At 62.2% G+C, this 14,412-nt stretch carries 14 protein-coding genes; 4 read left to right on the top strand and 10 right to left on the bottom strand.

The genetic code is table 11. The features are described from left to right. Position 1: 1 nt before the first annotated feature. The 7 genes from ACK59H_RS16865 to minC all read right to left on the bottom strand — a co-directional run bounded on the left by ACK59H_RS16865 (position 2) and on the right by minC (position 6,638). Positions 2 to 2,155, bottom strand: a complete 2,154-nt coding sequence (locus tag ACK59H_RS16865) for a mechanosensitive ion channel family protein (RefSeq protein ID WP_060478809.1) — start codon at positions 2,153 to 2,155, stop codon at positions 2 to 4. A gap of 44 nt (positions 2,156 to 2,199) precedes the next feature. Continuing rightward, positions 2,200 to 2,367: a hypothetical protein gene (locus ACK59H_RS16860; RefSeq protein WP_196375140.1), complete on the bottom strand. Its 168-nt coding sequence runs from the start codon at positions 2,365 to 2,367 to the stop codon at positions 2,200 to 2,202. A gap of 220 nt (positions 2,368 to 2,587) precedes the next feature. Further along, complete coding sequence (locus ACK59H_RS16855) at positions 2,588 to 3,877, bottom strand: M18 family aminopeptidase (protein ID WP_060478810.1); 1,290 nt, start codon at positions 3,875 to 3,877, stop codon at positions 2,588 to 2,590. Positions 3,878 to 3,921: 44 nt separating this feature from the next. Next, positions 3,922 to 4,557, bottom strand: coding sequence for an RluA family pseudouridine synthase (locus ACK59H_RS16850; protein ID WP_409264647.1), 636 nt, complete (start codon positions 4,555 to 4,557; stop codon positions 3,922 to 3,924). A gap of 151 nt (positions 4,558 to 4,708) precedes the next feature. Then, positions 4,709 to 4,963, bottom strand: coding sequence for a cell division topological specificity factor MinE (gene minE, locus ACK59H_RS16845; protein ID WP_021782476.1), 255 nt, complete (start codon positions 4,961 to 4,963; stop codon positions 4,709 to 4,711). A 3-nt stretch (positions 4,964 to 4,966) separates the two neighbouring features. Continuing rightward, entirely contained in the window at positions 4,967 to 5,779 is an 813-nt protein-coding gene (gene minD, locus ACK59H_RS16840) for a septum site-determining protein MinD (protein ID WP_054893840.1), read from the bottom strand. 100 nt (positions 5,780 to 5,879) lie between these two features. Further along, the gene (gene minC / locus ACK59H_RS16835; RefSeq protein WP_060478812.1) at positions 5,880 to 6,638 is read right to left on the bottom strand and encodes a septum site-determining protein MinC; all 759 of its coding nucleotides are present in this window, start codon (positions 6,636 to 6,638) and stop codon (positions 5,880 to 5,882) included. Positions 6,639 to 6,749: 111 nt separating this feature from the next. Here minC and ACK59H_RS16830 point away from each other — a divergent pair, with 111 nt between their 5' ends. Both ACK59H_RS16830 and ACK59H_RS16825 read left to right on the top strand, forming a co-directional pair. After that, the gene (locus ACK59H_RS16830) at positions 6,750 to 7,685 is read left to right on the top strand and encodes a lipid A biosynthesis lauroyl acyltransferase (protein ID WP_060478813.1); all 936 of its coding nucleotides are present in this window, start codon (positions 6,750 to 6,752) and stop codon (positions 7,683 to 7,685) included. A 42-nt stretch (positions 7,686 to 7,727) separates the two neighbouring features. Continuing rightward, on the top strand, positions 7,728 to 8,870 hold the full coding sequence (locus ACK59H_RS16825; RefSeq protein ID WP_409264646.1) for a patatin-like phospholipase family protein: 1,143 nt from the start codon (positions 7,728 to 7,730) through the stop codon (positions 8,868 to 8,870). 64 nt (positions 8,871 to 8,934) lie between these two features. Here the strand turns inward: ACK59H_RS16825 and ACK59H_RS16820 are convergent, their stop codons facing one another. Next, positions 8,935 to 9,765 carry a VacJ family lipoprotein gene (locus ACK59H_RS16820; protein WP_060478815.1) on the bottom strand — a complete coding sequence of 277 codons (831 nt, stop codon included), beginning with the start codon at positions 9,763 to 9,765 and terminating at the stop codon, positions 8,935 to 8,937. Further along, the gene (locus ACK59H_RS16815) at positions 9,758 to 11,056 is read right to left on the bottom strand and encodes a serine/threonine protein kinase (RefSeq protein WP_060478816.1); all 1,299 of its coding nucleotides are present in this window, start codon (positions 11,054 to 11,056) and stop codon (positions 9,758 to 9,760) included. Before ACK59H_RS16815 ends, ACK59H_RS16820 begins: the two co-directional genes overlap by 8 nt. A gap of 190 nt (positions 11,057 to 11,246) precedes the next feature. Between ACK59H_RS16815 and ACK59H_RS16810 the strand changes: the two genes are divergently transcribed. Then, a complete protein-coding gene (locus ACK59H_RS16810; protein ID WP_060478817.1) occupies positions 11,247 to 11,600 on the top strand; it encodes a hypothetical protein in 354 nt (117 codons plus the stop codon). Between the two features lie 49 nt (positions 11,601 to 11,649). On the opposite strand, the gene ACK59H_RS16805 is transcribed toward ACK59H_RS16810, so the two are convergent. Continuing rightward, the gene (locus ACK59H_RS16805; protein WP_409264655.1) at positions 11,650 to 13,215 is read right to left on the bottom strand and encodes a beta (1-6) glucans synthase; all 1,566 of its coding nucleotides are present in this window, start codon (positions 13,213 to 13,215) and stop codon (positions 11,650 to 11,652) included. 197 nt (positions 13,216 to 13,412) lie between these two features. Here ACK59H_RS16805 and ACK59H_RS16800 point away from each other — a divergent pair, with 197 nt between their 5' ends. Then, complete coding sequence (locus tag ACK59H_RS16800; RefSeq protein WP_060478819.1) at positions 13,413 to 14,273, top strand: glycine betaine ABC transporter substrate-binding protein; 861 nt, start codon at positions 13,413 to 13,415, stop codon at positions 14,271 to 14,273. The last annotated feature ends 139 nt before the right edge of the window (positions 14,274 to 14,412 follow it).

Raw genomic sequence — 14,412 nt, 5'->3', positions numbered from 1 at the left:
GCTAGCTGCGGTCGCCGGTTTCGGCCATGCCACCGCCACCTGCGGTGACGACTTGCACCGACAGGCGTGGGGTTGCCAGATCCAGCCCGGCCTCATCGAGCTGGCGCTTGAGCGCCAGGTTGAAGGCCCGCGACACTTCCCACTGCTTGATCGGCGCGGTCTTGAAACGTGCCCGCAAGACTGCCGAGCCTGACTCGAAACTCTCCACCCCCTGCAATTCCAGCGGCGACCAGATATTGCGACGCATCAGTGGATCGTTGCGCAGCTTCTGCCCAACTTCTCGGATCAGTGTGATCGCCTGGTCGATGTTCATGCTGTGGGGAATGGCCACGCGGAAGATCGCATAGCCAAACTCGCGGGAGTAGTTCTTGATGCTCTTGATTTCGCTGAACGGAATGGTATGCACGATGCCGTCGATGTCACGCAGGCGCACGGTGCGGATGGTCAGGCCCTCCACCGTGCCCAAGTGGCCACCCACATCGACGTAGTCGTCGATCGCCAGCGAGTCTTCGATGATGATGAACAACCCGGTGATCAGGTCGGCCACCAGCGACTGCGCGCCAAAACCGATGGCCAGGCCGATGACACCGGCACCGGCCAGCAGCGGGGTGACGTTCATGCCCATGTTGGCCAGGGCGACGATCAGCGCGATGATGAAGATCACCACGAACATCACGTTGCGGATCAGCGGCATCATGGTCTGCGCGCGGGCGTTGGCCATGCCCCGTCGCGAACGCACCAAGGCGTGGTGCACGGCGGTGTCGGCGAGAATCCACACCAGCCAGGCGACGATCAGCGTGCCGGCCAGGCCCATCAGGCGCACGCTTACGTCATGCCCGTCACCTTGGGCGAAACCGATCATCGACAGGCCCCACACGCGCAGCCCCAACTCGATGAATATCAGCCAGATGAACAAGTGCACCAGCAGGTAGCCGAAATTGCGCAGGCGCTCGGCATAGACCGCCTGGCGCTTGGTGGCACGTTTGGGGTTCGCCGCGTGGCGACGCACCAGGCCGTTGAGCACCATGCACACCACTACCAGTACGGTGCACATCAGCGACTGGCGCAAGGCCGTGCTGGTGTCGCCTGCGGAGATGAAGGTAGCGAACAGCGACACGGCTACCAGGATCAGAGCCGGCACGAACCAGAAGCTGCCGAGAATCTCGATGGTGTCGCTCAGGGTACGCCGGGTCAGGCGTCGGTTCAGCGGCTGGTTGCGGATCAGGTGAGCGATCGGCCTGCGAAAGCGCAGGATGAACAGGCCCGAGGACAGCGCTGCGATCACGTTGGCCAAGGTTGCCAAAGCGTGGGCCAGGTGGGTACCCAGGGCGACCAGCATGCGTGGGTCGCTCATAGCTTCGCCAAAGGCGGCGAAACTGCCGATCAGCCACAGCGGGCGAAACGCCTGGTGGCGCAGGATGTGCAGTGCGCGGTGCCGGTGGGGCCCGTCGAGCAGCGAGAAGGCGATCACGCAGATGGCCGAGAAGCAGGTGCCCACGACCAAGGCATAGGCCAGCACCATGGCCAGCGATTTACCCAGCGACGGCGGCAGGGCGAAGCTTAGGTATACCGTGAAGATAAGGGCTACCAGCCAGGGTCCCAGCTTGCGCAAAGCGAAGCGCACCAGGTCCCAGGTACGCGGGTGTTGCGGCAGTTCTTCGGTCAGGCCGAACCGCACCCGCACACGGTGGCCAACCCAGTTGAAGGCATAGGCCAGCAGGCTCCAGACCGCGATCACGGCAGCAAAGCCGAACAGAATGGCCGGCCACTGATGCACCGGTACGATCAGCTCGACCAGCTCGGCCTGGGCTTGCTCGATTTCCTGTGACCAGCGATGGAAGGGGCTGGAGTCGCCGCTGAACTGTTTTTCGAAGTCGCCAAGGGCGCTGCCGATCAGGCCAAGAACACCCTGTTCCACGCTAGGTTGTGACTGCTTGGTGGCGTCGCGCAGTTTCTTCAGGTCCGCCAGCAGCTTGGCGCGTTGTTGGTCGTTTTCAAGGTTCTTGATCACCTCGTCCAACGATTTGCCCAGTGGCTCGGTGGCTTCGGGCTGGGCGGGGGCGCTCGAACCCAGCAGGCTGGGCAAGCCCGCGGCGTGGGCCGGGGCAATGAAGAAGAATAGCAACAGGGCTAGGCAACGCAGGAAGGCTGGCACCGGGAAATCTACCTCAGGTAAAACGATTGCCCGAGTGTAGAGGTTTATGCCGGCAGTTTCTCCAGGATCGTCCAACACGTGAGGCCGAAGATGCCCAAGGTGCCGATCCACATCATCACCACCCCTGCATTGCGCTCGCGCAGGCTGAAGCCAATGGTCAGCAGCATCAGAAACAGAAATACCGGTACGAATAGTGAAAGGAAGGGGGACATGGCAGTAATCCTTCTGCGTTCGCGTGGCTGTACTTAGAGCATAGTCCAGACGCATGAGCGATAGATGGCCCTACCGGCTGAGTGTCAGCAGGGCCTGAATGGCTGGTGAATATTGTTCGAGCACGCAAGCAGGCTCCCACAGTTCGCCTGAACCTGGACGCCTTGCCTGACCCCTGCCAACAGGGCCCGCCGGTGCTATTGCAGCGGGCCCTGCGCAGGGTCAAGGCAGCTCGCGGCTACGATAGAACGCGCTCAACACCTTCACCAAGTGAGCCAGGTCGTGGCTACCGCACAGTTCGCGGATCGAGTGCATGGCGAAGGTCGGCAAGCCGATATCCACGGTACGTACGCCAAGGTGGCTGGCTGCGATTGGCCCGATAGTCGAACCACAGCCCATGTCGCTGCGCACCACGAAGCTTTGCACCGGCACTTCCTCGGCCATGCACAGGTGACGGAAGAACCCGGCCGTTTCGCTGTTGGTGGCGTAGCGCTGGTTGTTGTTGACCTTGATCACCGGGCCGGCATTGAGCTTGGGCCCGTGGTTGCCGTCATGCTTGTCGGCGTAGTTGGGGTGCACGCCGTGGGCGTTGTCGGCCGAAACCATCAACGAGCGCTGAATCGTACGGACATAGGCGTCGCCGTCCGGCAGCAAGCGCTGCAAGGTCTGCTCGAGCATCGGGCCGTCGGCGCCGCAGGCCGAGCAGCTGCCGACTTCTTCATGGTCGGTGCACACCAGCACACAGGTTTCATCGCTGTCTGCCGCCAGCAGGGCCTGTAGGCCGGCGTAGCATGACAGCAGGTTGTCCAGGCGAGCGCCGGCGATGAAGTCGCCGTGCAGGCCGATCAATGCAGCGTCCTGGGTGTCGTAGAAGCTCAGCTCGTAATCGAGCACCACGTCTGCATTGAGCTCGTGCTCGCGAGCCAGCTGTTCGGTGAGCACGGCGCGAAAGTCGATGCGTTCGTCCCCGGCGACCTGAGCCAGAATCGGCGGCAGTTCGTTCTGTGGGTTGATGTGCCAGCCTTCGTTGGCGGTGCGGTTCAGGTGAATGGCCAGGTTGGGGATGACGGCTATCGGCAGTTTGAAGTCGATCAGTTGGCTTTCGACCTTGCCATCGCGGCGGAAGGTGACCCGCCCAGCCAGCGACAGGTCGCGGTCGAACCACGGCGCCAGCAGCGCACCGCCATACACCTCTACGCCCAGTTGCAGGAAGCCCTGGCGTTGCAGCTCAGGCTGCGGCTTGACCCGCAGGCACGGGCTGTCGGTATGCGCGCCTACCATGCGAATACCATTGAGCAGCGCTGGCTGCTTGCCCAGCTTGATGGCGATGATCGAGGAGTCGTTGCGGGTAACGTAATAGCGCCCGCCCGGCACCGTGGCCCAGCTGTCACGCTCGTCCAGGCGCTGATAGCCGGCCGCCTCCAGGCGCTGGGCCAGGCTGGCGGTGGCATGGAAAGGCGTCGGGGAGGCCTTGAGGAATTCGATCAGGCCGGTATTCAGTGCTTCGCGCATAACTCACTCCAGACAGCAGTGGCGCGAGTTTAACGCAGATGACTTCAGAAGGGGGCAGGGCACTCGAACTTCAAGCGCTCACCGCTGACTGGGTGGGTGAAGCTCAGCATCGAGGCATGCAGGCACAGCCGTACATGTGCTGCAAGCGCCTGCGGGTTGGCGTAGAGGCGGTCGCCCAGCAGCGGGTGGCCGATCGAAAGCATGTGCACGCGCAACTGATGCGAGCGGCCAGTGATCGGCGTCAGCTCGACCCGGCAGTGATCCTGGTAACGTTCCACAACACGCCAGAAGGTCAGCGCATGCTTGCCCTGCTCATGGTCGACGACATGCCGCGGCTTGGTAGGCGGGTCGTAGCGCAGCGGCAGGTCGATGCTGCCGCTGTCCAGCTCAGGTTGGCCCCAGCACAATGCGGTATAGGCCTTTTCGGTTTCGCGGTCATGGAACTGTCGCGACAGCTCGCGGTGGCTGTCGGCATCTCGCGCCAGCAGGATGATGCCGGAAGTTTCCCAGTCCAGGCGGTGCACGATCAGCGCGTCCGGGTAGCCGTTTTGCTGCAGGCGAGTGATCAGGCAGTCCTTGTTGTCCTCGGCGCGGCCTGGCACCGACAACAGCAGGGTTGGCTTGTTGATCACCAGAATGGCGGCGTCTTCATGGAGGATCTGGATGTTCGACAGCGGCATTGCAGGGTCTCGGTCAAATCAGGGAAAAACAGCGGGGCCGCATTGCCGCCCTTGGCGACACAAGGCCGCTCCCACAGGGCATTGCATAGCCTGTGTGGGAGCGGGCTTGGGTCGCGAAAGGGCGGCAATGCGGCCCCAGCTTCAAGCCAAATCAGCGATCAGGCAAGGTGATGTTCAGCTCCAGAATCGAGCAGCTGCCTTGGTTTTCCAGCTCGATATGCACATCGTCGTTGCCGATGTTCACATACTTGCGGATCACTTCCAGCAGTTCTTTCTGCAGCGCCGGCAGGTAGTCCGGCTCGCTGCGCTGGCCGCGCTCATGCGCCACGATGATCTGTAGACGCTCTTTCGCTACCGACGCGCTGGACTGTTTCTGTCTGCCACGAAAGAAGTCAAAAAGGTTCATGGTTTATTTGCCTCCAAACAGGCGCGCGAAGAATCCTTGCTTCGGCACTTCGATGAAACGCAGGGGTTTCTCTTTGCCCAGGAGGCGGTCGACCGTGTCGCTGTAAGCCTGGCCGGCATCGCTCTGGTCGTCGAGGATTACCGGGATACCCTGGTTGGAGGCCTTCAGAACGGCTTGCGACTCTGGGATCACGCCCTTGAGTTTGATCGCCAGGATTTCTTCGACGTCGGCGATGCTGAGCATTTCGCCTTTCTCGACGCGCTCTGGGTGGTAGCGGGTGATCAGCAAGTGTTCCTTGATCGGCTCTTCGCCGTTCTCGGAGCGTCGCGACTTGCTCGACAGGATACCCAGCATGCGATCGGAGTCACGTACCGAAGAAACTTCAGGGTTGGTCACGACGATGGCTTCGTCGGCGAAATACATCGCCAGGTGGGCGCCTTTTTCGATACCGGCGGGGGAGTCGCAGATCACGTAATCGAACTGTTCTTTCAGTTCCATCAACACTTTTTCCACGCCTTCCTGGGTCAGCGCGTCTTTGTCGCGGGTCTGGCTGGCAGCCAGCACGAACAGGTTCTCGAGGCGCTTGTCCTTGATCAGGGCCTGCTGCAGGTTGGCCTCGCCGTTGACCACGTTGACAAAGTCGTACACTACGCGGCGCTCGCAGCCCATGATCAGGTCGAGGTTACGCAGGCCCACGTCGAAGTCGACGATGACCGTCTTGTGGCCGCGCAGTGCGAGGCCGGTGCCGATGGCGGCGCTGGTGGTGGTCTTGCCCACACCCCCTTTGCCGGAAGTAACGACGAGAATCTTGGCCAAGGTGTTTCACCCCTAAATAAGTTGGGACGCATGTCCCATGCAAAATGCAAATAATGGCAACCGTTAAAAAAGTTGCTCTAAAAATGACGGCAAGTATCCGTTAAAGACGGGTGATGTTCAACACGTCACCGGACAGGCTGACTTGCACGCCAGCGCCCCACAACGGGTCGCGGCGCAGGTCTTCGCACACTTTGTACTGGCCGGCGATCGAAACCATTTCAGCGGTCATCTGCTGGCAGAAGATACGTGCCTTGGTGTTGCCTTTGATGCCAGCCAATGCCCGGCCACGCATCGCGCCGTACACATGGATGTTGCCATCGGCAAGAAGTTCCGCACCTGGGCTGACCGAGGCGGTGACGATCAAGTCGCCACCCTGGGCGTAGATCTGCTGACCACCTCTTACTGGCGAGGTGATGATGCGGGTCGGGCGTACCTGCGGCTCGGGTTCGGGTGCCGGCGCCGGGGCAGGTTCGGCTTTCTTCACCTCAGGCTCAGGTTCCAGCGGCCGCTCACGGGCGCCGGACGGCGGCAGCACCGGCAGGTCGATGGCGATCGCTGCGGCGATGTCCTCGATGCGGCTGGCGCGGATGGCCAGGGTGCGCAGGCCATGGTGGCGGCAGATGCGCATCAGCCCGGGCAAGTCGATCGCCCCTTCGTCGGCCGGCAACTTGTCCAGCGCCAGCACCAGCGGTGTATTGCTGAAGAAATTGGGGGCCAGTGCCACCTTTGCCGCCAACTGGCGGTCGAGGGCTTCGAGGTCGTTGCGCCCCAGTTCCAGCACGGTGATGGCGAGCATGCTGCCCTTGAGCTGGAACACGGAGGCGGTGTCGGGTGTTTGGTTTGGGCTCATGGTCTGCATAGACGGCTTGTTGCGAAAAAAGTGCCCTGACTTATAGCGATAAGACCGGTTGGCCGCAACCGGAGCCGATCCGATGTAGAATGCTCGGCCTTTGTCTTACCGGAAGCTTCAATGGACCGCCCGCGTTTTAGACCCTATTTTCTGCACCCGCGTTTCTGGGGCCTGTGGCTTGGCCTGGGTCTGCTGTGGCTGGTGGTGCAGTTGCCTTATCGTGCCCTGCTATGGCTGGGCAGCGCCTTGGGCGCGCTGATGTACCGTGTGGCTGGCGAGCGCCGGCGTATCGCAGCGCGCAACCTGGAGCTGTGCTTCCCGGCGTTGTCCGACGACGAACGGCGGCGTTTGCTCAAGGCCAATTTCGCATCCACCGGTATCGCCTTCTTTGAAATGGCCATGAGCTGGTGGTGGCCCAAAGCCCGCCTGGCGCGTCTTGCCCACATCGAGGGGCTCGAGCACCTGCAGGCTGCGCAGCAGGCCGGGCAGGGCGCCATCCTCATGGCGGTGCATTTCACCACCCTGGAAATCGGCGCCGCGCTGCTTGGCCAGGCCCATACCATCGACGGCATGTATCGCGAGCACGGCAACCCGCTGTTCGACTTCATCCAGCGCAATGGCCGGGAGCGACACAATCAGGATTCGCTGGCAGTGGAACGTGATGACGTGCGTGGCATGCTCAAGTTGCTGCGCTCGGGCCGGGCGATCTGGTACGCGCCGGACCAGGATTACGGCACCAAGCAAAGTATCTTCGTGCCGCTGTTCGGTATCCCAGCAGCCACGGTCACCGCCACCAGCAAGTTCGCCCGCTTGGGCAAGGCACAGGTGATTCCGTTCACCCAGCGGCGGCTGGAAGACGGTAGCGGCTATCGTCTGGTTATCCACCCACCGCTCGAAGGGTTCCCAGGTGAAAGCGAAGAGGCCGATTGCCTGCGCATCAACCAGTGGGTCGAAAGCGTGCTGCGCGAGTGCCCAGAGCAGTACCTGTGGGCGCATCGGCGCTTCAAATCGCGGCCCGAGGGTGAGCCGCGGCTGTATGACAGAAAACAGCGCTGAGCCTGTTCGGAGCCTGAAACCCACTTATCCAGGAAGGCATCGATGACCTCAACCACTGGCCTGATTCTTTCTGGCGGCGGCGCCCGTGCCGCGTATCAGGTCGGTGTGCTGGCAGGGATCGCCGAGCTGCTGCCGCCGGGCGCACGTAACCCGTTCCCGGTCATCGTGGGCACCTCGGCCGGTGCCATCAACGCGGTCACCTTGGCCAGCGGCGCCACTCACTTTGGCGATGCGGTCCAACGCCTGACCCGCTTCTGGCAGCACTTTCGCAGCCACCTGGTGATCCGCAGCGACTGGCCCGGCGTAGTACGCCAGGCCAGTCGCTTCGTCAGCCACAACCTGCTGGGCATTGGTAGCCAAGTGCCGGTGGCCTTGCTCGACAGCAGCCCGTTACGGGGGTTGTTGGCTGAACACCTGGACCTTGATGGCATTGGCCACGCCATCGCTGCCGAGCAACTGCGGGCTGTGGCAGTGACGGCGTTTGGTTATGAAAGTGGGCAGGCTGTGACGTTCTATCAAGGCCGGGGCACCATCGAGCCCTGGCTGCGACACCGCCGCATCGGGGTGCCTACGGCACTGACTCTCGACCACCTGCTAGCCAGTGCTGCGATCCCGCTGCTGTTCGCCCCGGTGCGGCTAGGAGAGGAATTCTATGGCGACGGTGCAGTGCGCCAATCGGCGCCTATCAGCCCAGCCCTGCACTTAGGGGCCAGCCGGGTACTGGTGGTTGGCGTGAGTGGCAACCCGCAGGGCCCGACCGCGCCGCTACCCAGCCCGCGCGTGTACAGCGGCCGGCAGCCGAGTTTGGCGCAAATCGGCGCGCACATGCTCAACAGCACCTTCATCGACAGCCTCGAGGACGATATCGAACTGCTCCAGCGGCTGAACCACCTGGGGCGGCTCTTACCCGCGCACCTGGACGCGCGGCGTCTTGGGTTGGCACCGATCGAAGTGCTGGTGGTCGCGCCGAGTCAGCCACTGGATGAGATTGCCGCACGGCACCGAAGCGAGTTGCCGGCAGCGCTGCGCCTGTTTCTGCGTGGGCCGGGGGCTACCCGCACCAGCGGCGCCGGGGTGCTGAGTTATTTGCTGTTCGAGGCCAGCTACTGCAGCGAGCTGATCGAACTGGGGCGGCGCGATGCGTTGGCCAAACAGCGTGAGTTGCGCCAGTTCCTGGGCATTTGAGGCCGCCTGTGCCGGCCGACCTCTTTGACGGTATTGGCGCCGCCATGCCTGCCCGGCCTGTGGGCTACTCGGCTATCTGCAGCTTGCGCGCCTGGGTGTAGACATAGCGTACCTTTTCATACTCGAACGGCGAGTTGAGCTGCCCGTAGCGGAATTTGGTGGTGTAGCGCTTGTCCACCACGCGCAGTGCGAATATTTCCGGGTAGCGCTTGCTGGCATCGGCCACGTTCAAGTAGTTGATGGCCTGCTCGCCGGTGTAGTCCACCGCCAGCCCGGCGGTGTCGCGCAGGTTCGATGGGCCGAACAGTGGCAGCATCAAGTAGGGCCCTTCCGGTACGCCGTAGAAGCCCAGGGTCTGACCAAAGTCCTCGCTCTGGCGCGGCAGGCCCATGCTGGTTGCCGGGTCCCACAGGCCCCCAACGCCAATGATAGTGTTGAACATCAGCCGCGCGGTGATTTCTGCCGAGCGCTTGGCCTTGAGCTGCAAAATGCTGTTGAACAGGTTCGGCACGTCGCCCAGATTATTGAAGAAGTTGCTTACCCCGGTGCGCACGAAGCTGGGTGTAACGTACTGGTAACCGTTGACCACCGGCAGCAGCACCCATTGGTCGAGCCGGTAGTTGAAGTGGTAGATCCGCCGGTTCACCGACTCCAGTGGGTCGTACACGTTCAATGCTTCCAGGGTCGAGCGTTCGAACTCGCGCTGGTCGAGCCCGGGGTTGAATTTCAGCTCGCGCAGTGGGTCCAGAAAGCCGTCGGATTCCGGTGCCAGGGGCGCAGGCCCGGCAATTTGCGGGTCGGCTTCGACGACACTGGCCCGAGGCGCGGTTTCAGCGGCAATGGCACTACCCGCGACTACCAATAGAGCGCTGGCAAGGAGAAATTTGTTAGCCACGGAAGAACTCCAGCATGGCGTCGCTGTTGACGCGGTAATTGAGGTTGCCGCAATGGCCGCCATGAGGGTATAGGGTCAGGCGATCACCGAAGACCTTACGCAAAAAGCCGATGTCCCCAGGGCCGAGGATCAGGTCGTCGGCGTTGTGCATCACAGCGATTTTGTCGCTCTTGTGCAGGTAGTCCTCGAGCGCGTACAGGCTGACCTGGTTGACCAGCTGCAGGATGCTGTTGCCATCGGTGCGGGCGCGCCACATCGGGATCACTTGTTCGGTCATGTAGCAATCGAAGTCGCATTGCAAGGCCCGCTTGAAGAAGGGCGTCAGGCTGCTGCCCTCGGTGATCGGGTACTTGGGTGGGGTGATCAAACCGCGGCGGTTGATCAAGTCGGAGGTAAAGGCGATGTCAGCTGCCGAGAAGCGGAACGAGGTGCCGATGAGCATGGCCATCTGTTCGTTGGACAGATGCTGCTTGGATTGCTGGAAGTCATACAGCAGCGCATCGTTGAGGTCGACGTAACCTTTGTCCTGGAAGTAGCGGGTCAACTTGGTCAGCATCAGCTCATAGAAGGTGGTACTGCGGTTGATGCCCTTGACTTGGGTCTGCACCAGTTTGTCGAGGTTGTTGATCGAGGTGTACAGGTTCACGGGCGGGTTCAACAACAGCACGCGCTTGAAGTTGAAACTGCGGCGGGTTTCGTCGAGGCGGCTGACGAAGGCCGCGTCCAGCGCCCCCAGGCTGTAGCCTGTCAGGTAAAAGTCACTGACCGGCAGGCGCGGATGCTGGGCACGCACGGCCTGCATCACTCGGTACAGGTCCTCGGCATCTTCCTGGCTGATTCCGGGGGTGGCAAAGCGCGATGCAGCGCTCATGAAGTCGTAGCTGGTCGGCGAGGACAGTTGCACCACATGGTAACCGGCCTGGTAGAACAGCTTCTTGAGGTACTCGTTGATGGTGCTGGAGTACGGCGCACCGGTGCCGGCAATGAGGAATATCAGCGGCGCTTGGTGGTCCTGGCGCGCCAGTCGATACTTGAGTTTCTTCACCGCCCAGAAGTTGTCGGGCAGGGTGAACTCCCGTTCTGGGCGCAGGGTGAGGCTGTAGTCCGATTGGTCGATGTCATCGTCGCTGGGCAGGGTCGGGCGCTGCTCCGGCGGCGTGGTGGCGATGGTCGCCTCGAATGGGTTGGTCAAGGGGTAGCCGTAGCTCGCGGCGTCGATATCCCGCGCCGAAGCGGCAGCAGCCATTAACAGGCCACCCAGAAGGGCGGCAAGGCGCCAAGATCGAAGCATGTATTCCCCCAGAAGATTCAAGCTCGTGCAGTACGCAGGCTATGACCACACTGGCCTCGGCAAAGTTGCCAAGTGCGGTGGCCTTTGGTGCCCTGGTTATCTGCAAATGTAGTGGTGCGTCGCCGATTTTGCCTTAAGGCAGGTCTTAAGCGATCATTCACGGTTTCGATTACGGGTATTGGAGAACAGCATGCCTCGAGCGCTGCCGGCCGCTCTAACGCTAATGTTTCTGGCCCTTTGGCTCAGCGCCAGTTATGGCGTGCGCTACCAGTTGATGGAAGCGGGGCAGTGGGTAGGCCTATGCGCCGGGCCAGGCGACCACTGGCAGTGCCAGGTGCGCGCCTTGCTTGGCTTGACCATTCACTTTCAGGTGCTGGCGTGGAGCGGGATAGGGCTGGCGTTGGTGGCGCAGTTCGCAGCCGGGCGTGCCGGGTGGTGGCTGGCCGTGTTGGCATTGGTGTTCGCGATACCGGCATTGGTGCTGTACACCGCCAGCATTGCAGTGTTCGCTGTGGTGCTGGCGGGGTTGCGGTTGGTCAGGTAAACGCCTGTATGTTGCCGGTGCTACCCCGCCATAAGACGCCAGCCCCTTCTCAAGCTTGGCGCAGACGCAAGCAGCGCCACAGGGCTGCTGTCATCAATACACTGACCACCGCCCAACCCCAGGCTTGCTGGTTCTGCAGCCCTTCCCGATACAATTGCGGTAGCACCCCAGCCCCAATGATGAAGGCCAGCAACGCCACTTCCGCTCGCCGTACAGGCACCGGCCTGAATAGGTAAACCAGCGCCGGCAGCGTCAAGGCTGCGGTGGGGAAGCTGCGGTAACGCGGGTCGAACACCATTGCCAGCATGCTCACCGCCGCCGCGAACCCGGCAGCCAGCAACAGCCAGCCAGCCCGTGCCTGTAGCCAGGCGAACAGCCGTTCACGCCATCCGCTGCGCCGTGCCAGCGCCAGCACTGCATGGGCCAGCACCACCAGGTTCAACGCAGCCAGCAGCGCTGCCCACAGCCATTCCCCGGCGAACCGTGCATGGGTGCGCATCAGCTCGCCCCACAATCCCAGGCAGCCCGCGCCCATGCCTGCCAGCAGCGGTAGTAGCAAGGCGGCCTGCGCAGTAGCGGGGCGCCCTGCGATCAGCAGCGCCAGCGCTGCCAGCAACCCGCTCGCCAGCAGCCACTGCGGCCAGTTCGGCAGATTGCTGACCGGCCCCTCGAGCACGCCTTTGTCCTGCCGGTCGGCATCGAACAGCCCCCAATAGCCGCCCACCGCGCCCTCGCTGGCACGCTTCCACGGCTGGTCGAATGCTTCGATCAGGTTGTAGTGCCAGCCATTGGCCTCGGCCATGTTCACGAAGCCACGGATGAAGCGCGCCTCGTTGACCCGGCTCGGCACGGCAGTCTCGCGCTGGCGGCCTTCGCTGGGCCAGCCGGTTTCGCCGATGAAAATGTCTTTAGGCGCAAAGCGCTGGCCGAATACCCGCCGCACCTCGGCGACATGGGCAAGGGCATCGTCGATACCGCGGGGGTCATCTTCCCAGTACGGCAACAGGTGAATGGTCAAAAAGTCTACCGCCGGGGCTACCTGCGGGTGCTGCAGCCAGAACTCCCAGACATCGGCATAGGTGACCGGTACCTTGACCTGGCTTTTCACCCGCTCGATCAATGCGGCCAGACGCTCGCCAGTGACTTCCTTGCGTAGCAGCGTCTCGTTGCCCACGATCACTGCACTGACCACATCCGGGTTGGCATTGGCGGCGCTGATCAGCGCGTTCACCTCTTTGTCGGTGTCGCCAGGGTTGGCGTTGACCCAGGCCCCGAGCATCACTTTCAGCCCATGCTTGCGAGCAAGCGCCGGAATTGCCTCAAGACCGGTCATCGAGTAGGTGCGGATGCACCGAAAGCGCTCGGCCAGCAGCGCCAGGTCGGCATCCATCCGCGCCGGGCGCAGGCGAAAAGGCTGGTCGAAGGGCGACTGGTCCTTGTCGAACGGGGTGTAGGACGCGCATTGCAGTTTGTGGCTAGGGCTTGCCGCATCAGGCAGCAGCACAGGCTTGCCCAGCCCATACCAGAGCCCTCCCAGGCCAAGCAGGGCGAGCAGGCAAGCGAGCAGGTAGAGCGGCCACAGCAGGCGGGAAGCAACGGGCATTGGGCGGTCCATCATCAGGCGCAAAACGTAGGATGATAGCCCGGCGCCAAAGCTTTGGCATGCAAGGATCGCGCAGGGCCGTGTCAGTCTATGCCGCTAATGGCACAGTGCTGTCGCATATGGGGCGGTTACAGGTCGCAGTGGGAGCAGGTCCGGCTTTGTTGCAGGAAGATGATGCAATCTCCAAGACCTGACGAGGGGATGCTTTGATGGCTACTTTTACAATAATGCGCCGTTTCCTGGGTGTGGGTAGCGCCCTGGTATTGGCCATGAGCGCTGCACAGGCCATGGCCAAAGAAGTAAGCATTGGTTACGTGGATGGTTGGGCTGACAGTGTGGCGACTACCAACGTGGCCGCAGAAGTGATCAAGCAGAAACTCGGCTATGACGTGAAGCTGCAGGCCGTGGCCACCGGCATCATGTGGCAGGGTGTAGCCACTGGCAAGCTCGACGCCATGCTCTCGGCCTGGCTGCCGGTCACCCATGGTGAATACTGGGCCAAGAACAAAGACAACGTGGTCGATTACGGCCCGAACTTCAAGGATGCCAAGATTGGCCTGATCGTCCCTGAGTACGTCAAGGACGTCAGCATTGCTGACCTCAAGAACGACAGCGGCTTCAAGCAGAAGATCGTCGGTATCGATGCAGGCTCCGGGGTGATGATCAAGACCGAGCAGGCCATCAAGGATTACGACCTCACTGGCTACAAGCTGCAGGCCAGCTCTGGTGCGGCGATGACCGCCGAGCTGGGCCGCGCCTATGCCAAGCAGCAGCCGATTGCAGTTACCGGTTGGGTGCCGCACTGGATGTTCGCCAAGTGGAAGCTGAAGTTCCTCGAAGACCCGAAGGGCGTATATGGCGCGTCTGAGACGGTCAACAGCATCGGCAGCAAGGAACTGGCGACCAAGGCCCCGGAAGTTGCAGAATTTCTGAAGAAATTCAGCTGGCAGTCCAAGGATGAGATCGGCGAAGTGATGCTGGCCATCCAGGAAGGTGCCAAGCCTGATGCTGCCGCCAAGGATTGGGTGGCCAAGCACCCTGAGCGTGTGAAGGAGTGGACGGAGAAGTAATGGCCTGGTGCTCGCCGGTGGTGTTTCAGCGCCTGTGAGATCGAGCGCCGCCCGCGCGGCGCATCGCGAGCTGCGCTCGCTCCTACGTTTATTTCGGGCCAGTAACGCCTGTTAGGGGCGCGCGCGACCACCTAGTTCA

Source organism: Pseudomonas sp. KCJK9000 (genome assembly GCF_046230725.1).
Lineage (GTDB): Bacteria > Pseudomonadota > Gammaproteobacteria > Pseudomonadales > Pseudomonadaceae > Aquipseudomonas > Aquipseudomonas promysalinigenes.
Note: the sequence above shows the minus strand (reverse complement) of the source record. Positions and strands in the feature narration are given on the sequence as shown.

Coding starts and splice junctions, on each gene's coding strand:
- ACK59H_RS16860 (WP_196375140.1), bottom strand. CDS start 2,367: ATGTCCCCCTTCCTTTCACTATTCGTACCGGTATTTCTGTTTCTGATG.
- ACK59H_RS16855 (WP_060478810.1), bottom strand. CDS start 3,877: ATGCGCGAAGCACTGAATACCGGCCTGATCGAATTCCTCAAGGCCTCC.
- ACK59H_RS16850 (WP_409264647.1), bottom strand. CDS start 4,557: ATGCCGCTGTCGAACATCCAGATCCTCCATGAAGACGCCGCCATTCTG.
- minE (WP_021782476.1), bottom strand. CDS start 4,963: ATGAACCTTTTTGACTTCTTTCGTGGCAGACAGAAACAGTCCAGCGCG.
- minC (WP_060478812.1), bottom strand. CDS start 6,638: ATGCAGACCATGAGCCCAAACCAAACACCCGACACCGCCTCCGTGTTC.
- ACK59H_RS16830 (WP_060478813.1), top strand. CDS start 6,750: ATGGACCGCCCGCGTTTTAGACCCTATTTTCTGCACCCGCGTTTCTGG.
- ACK59H_RS16825 (WP_409264646.1), top strand. CDS start 7,728: ATGACCTCAACCACTGGCCTGATTCTTTCTGGCGGCGGCGCCCGTGCC.
- ACK59H_RS16815 (WP_060478816.1), bottom strand. CDS start 11,056: ATGCTTCGATCTTGGCGCCTTGCCGCCCTTCTGGGTGGCCTGTTAATG.
- ACK59H_RS16810 (WP_060478817.1), top strand. CDS start 11,247: ATGCCTCGAGCGCTGCCGGCCGCTCTAACGCTAATGTTTCTGGCCCTT.
- ACK59H_RS16805 (WP_409264655.1), bottom strand. CDS start 13,215: ATGGACCGCCCAATGCCCGTTGCTTCCCGCCTGCTGTGGCCGCTCTAC.
- ACK59H_RS16800 (WP_060478819.1), top strand. CDS start 13,413: ATGGCTACTTTTACAATAATGCGCCGTTTCCTGGGTGTGGGTAGCGCC.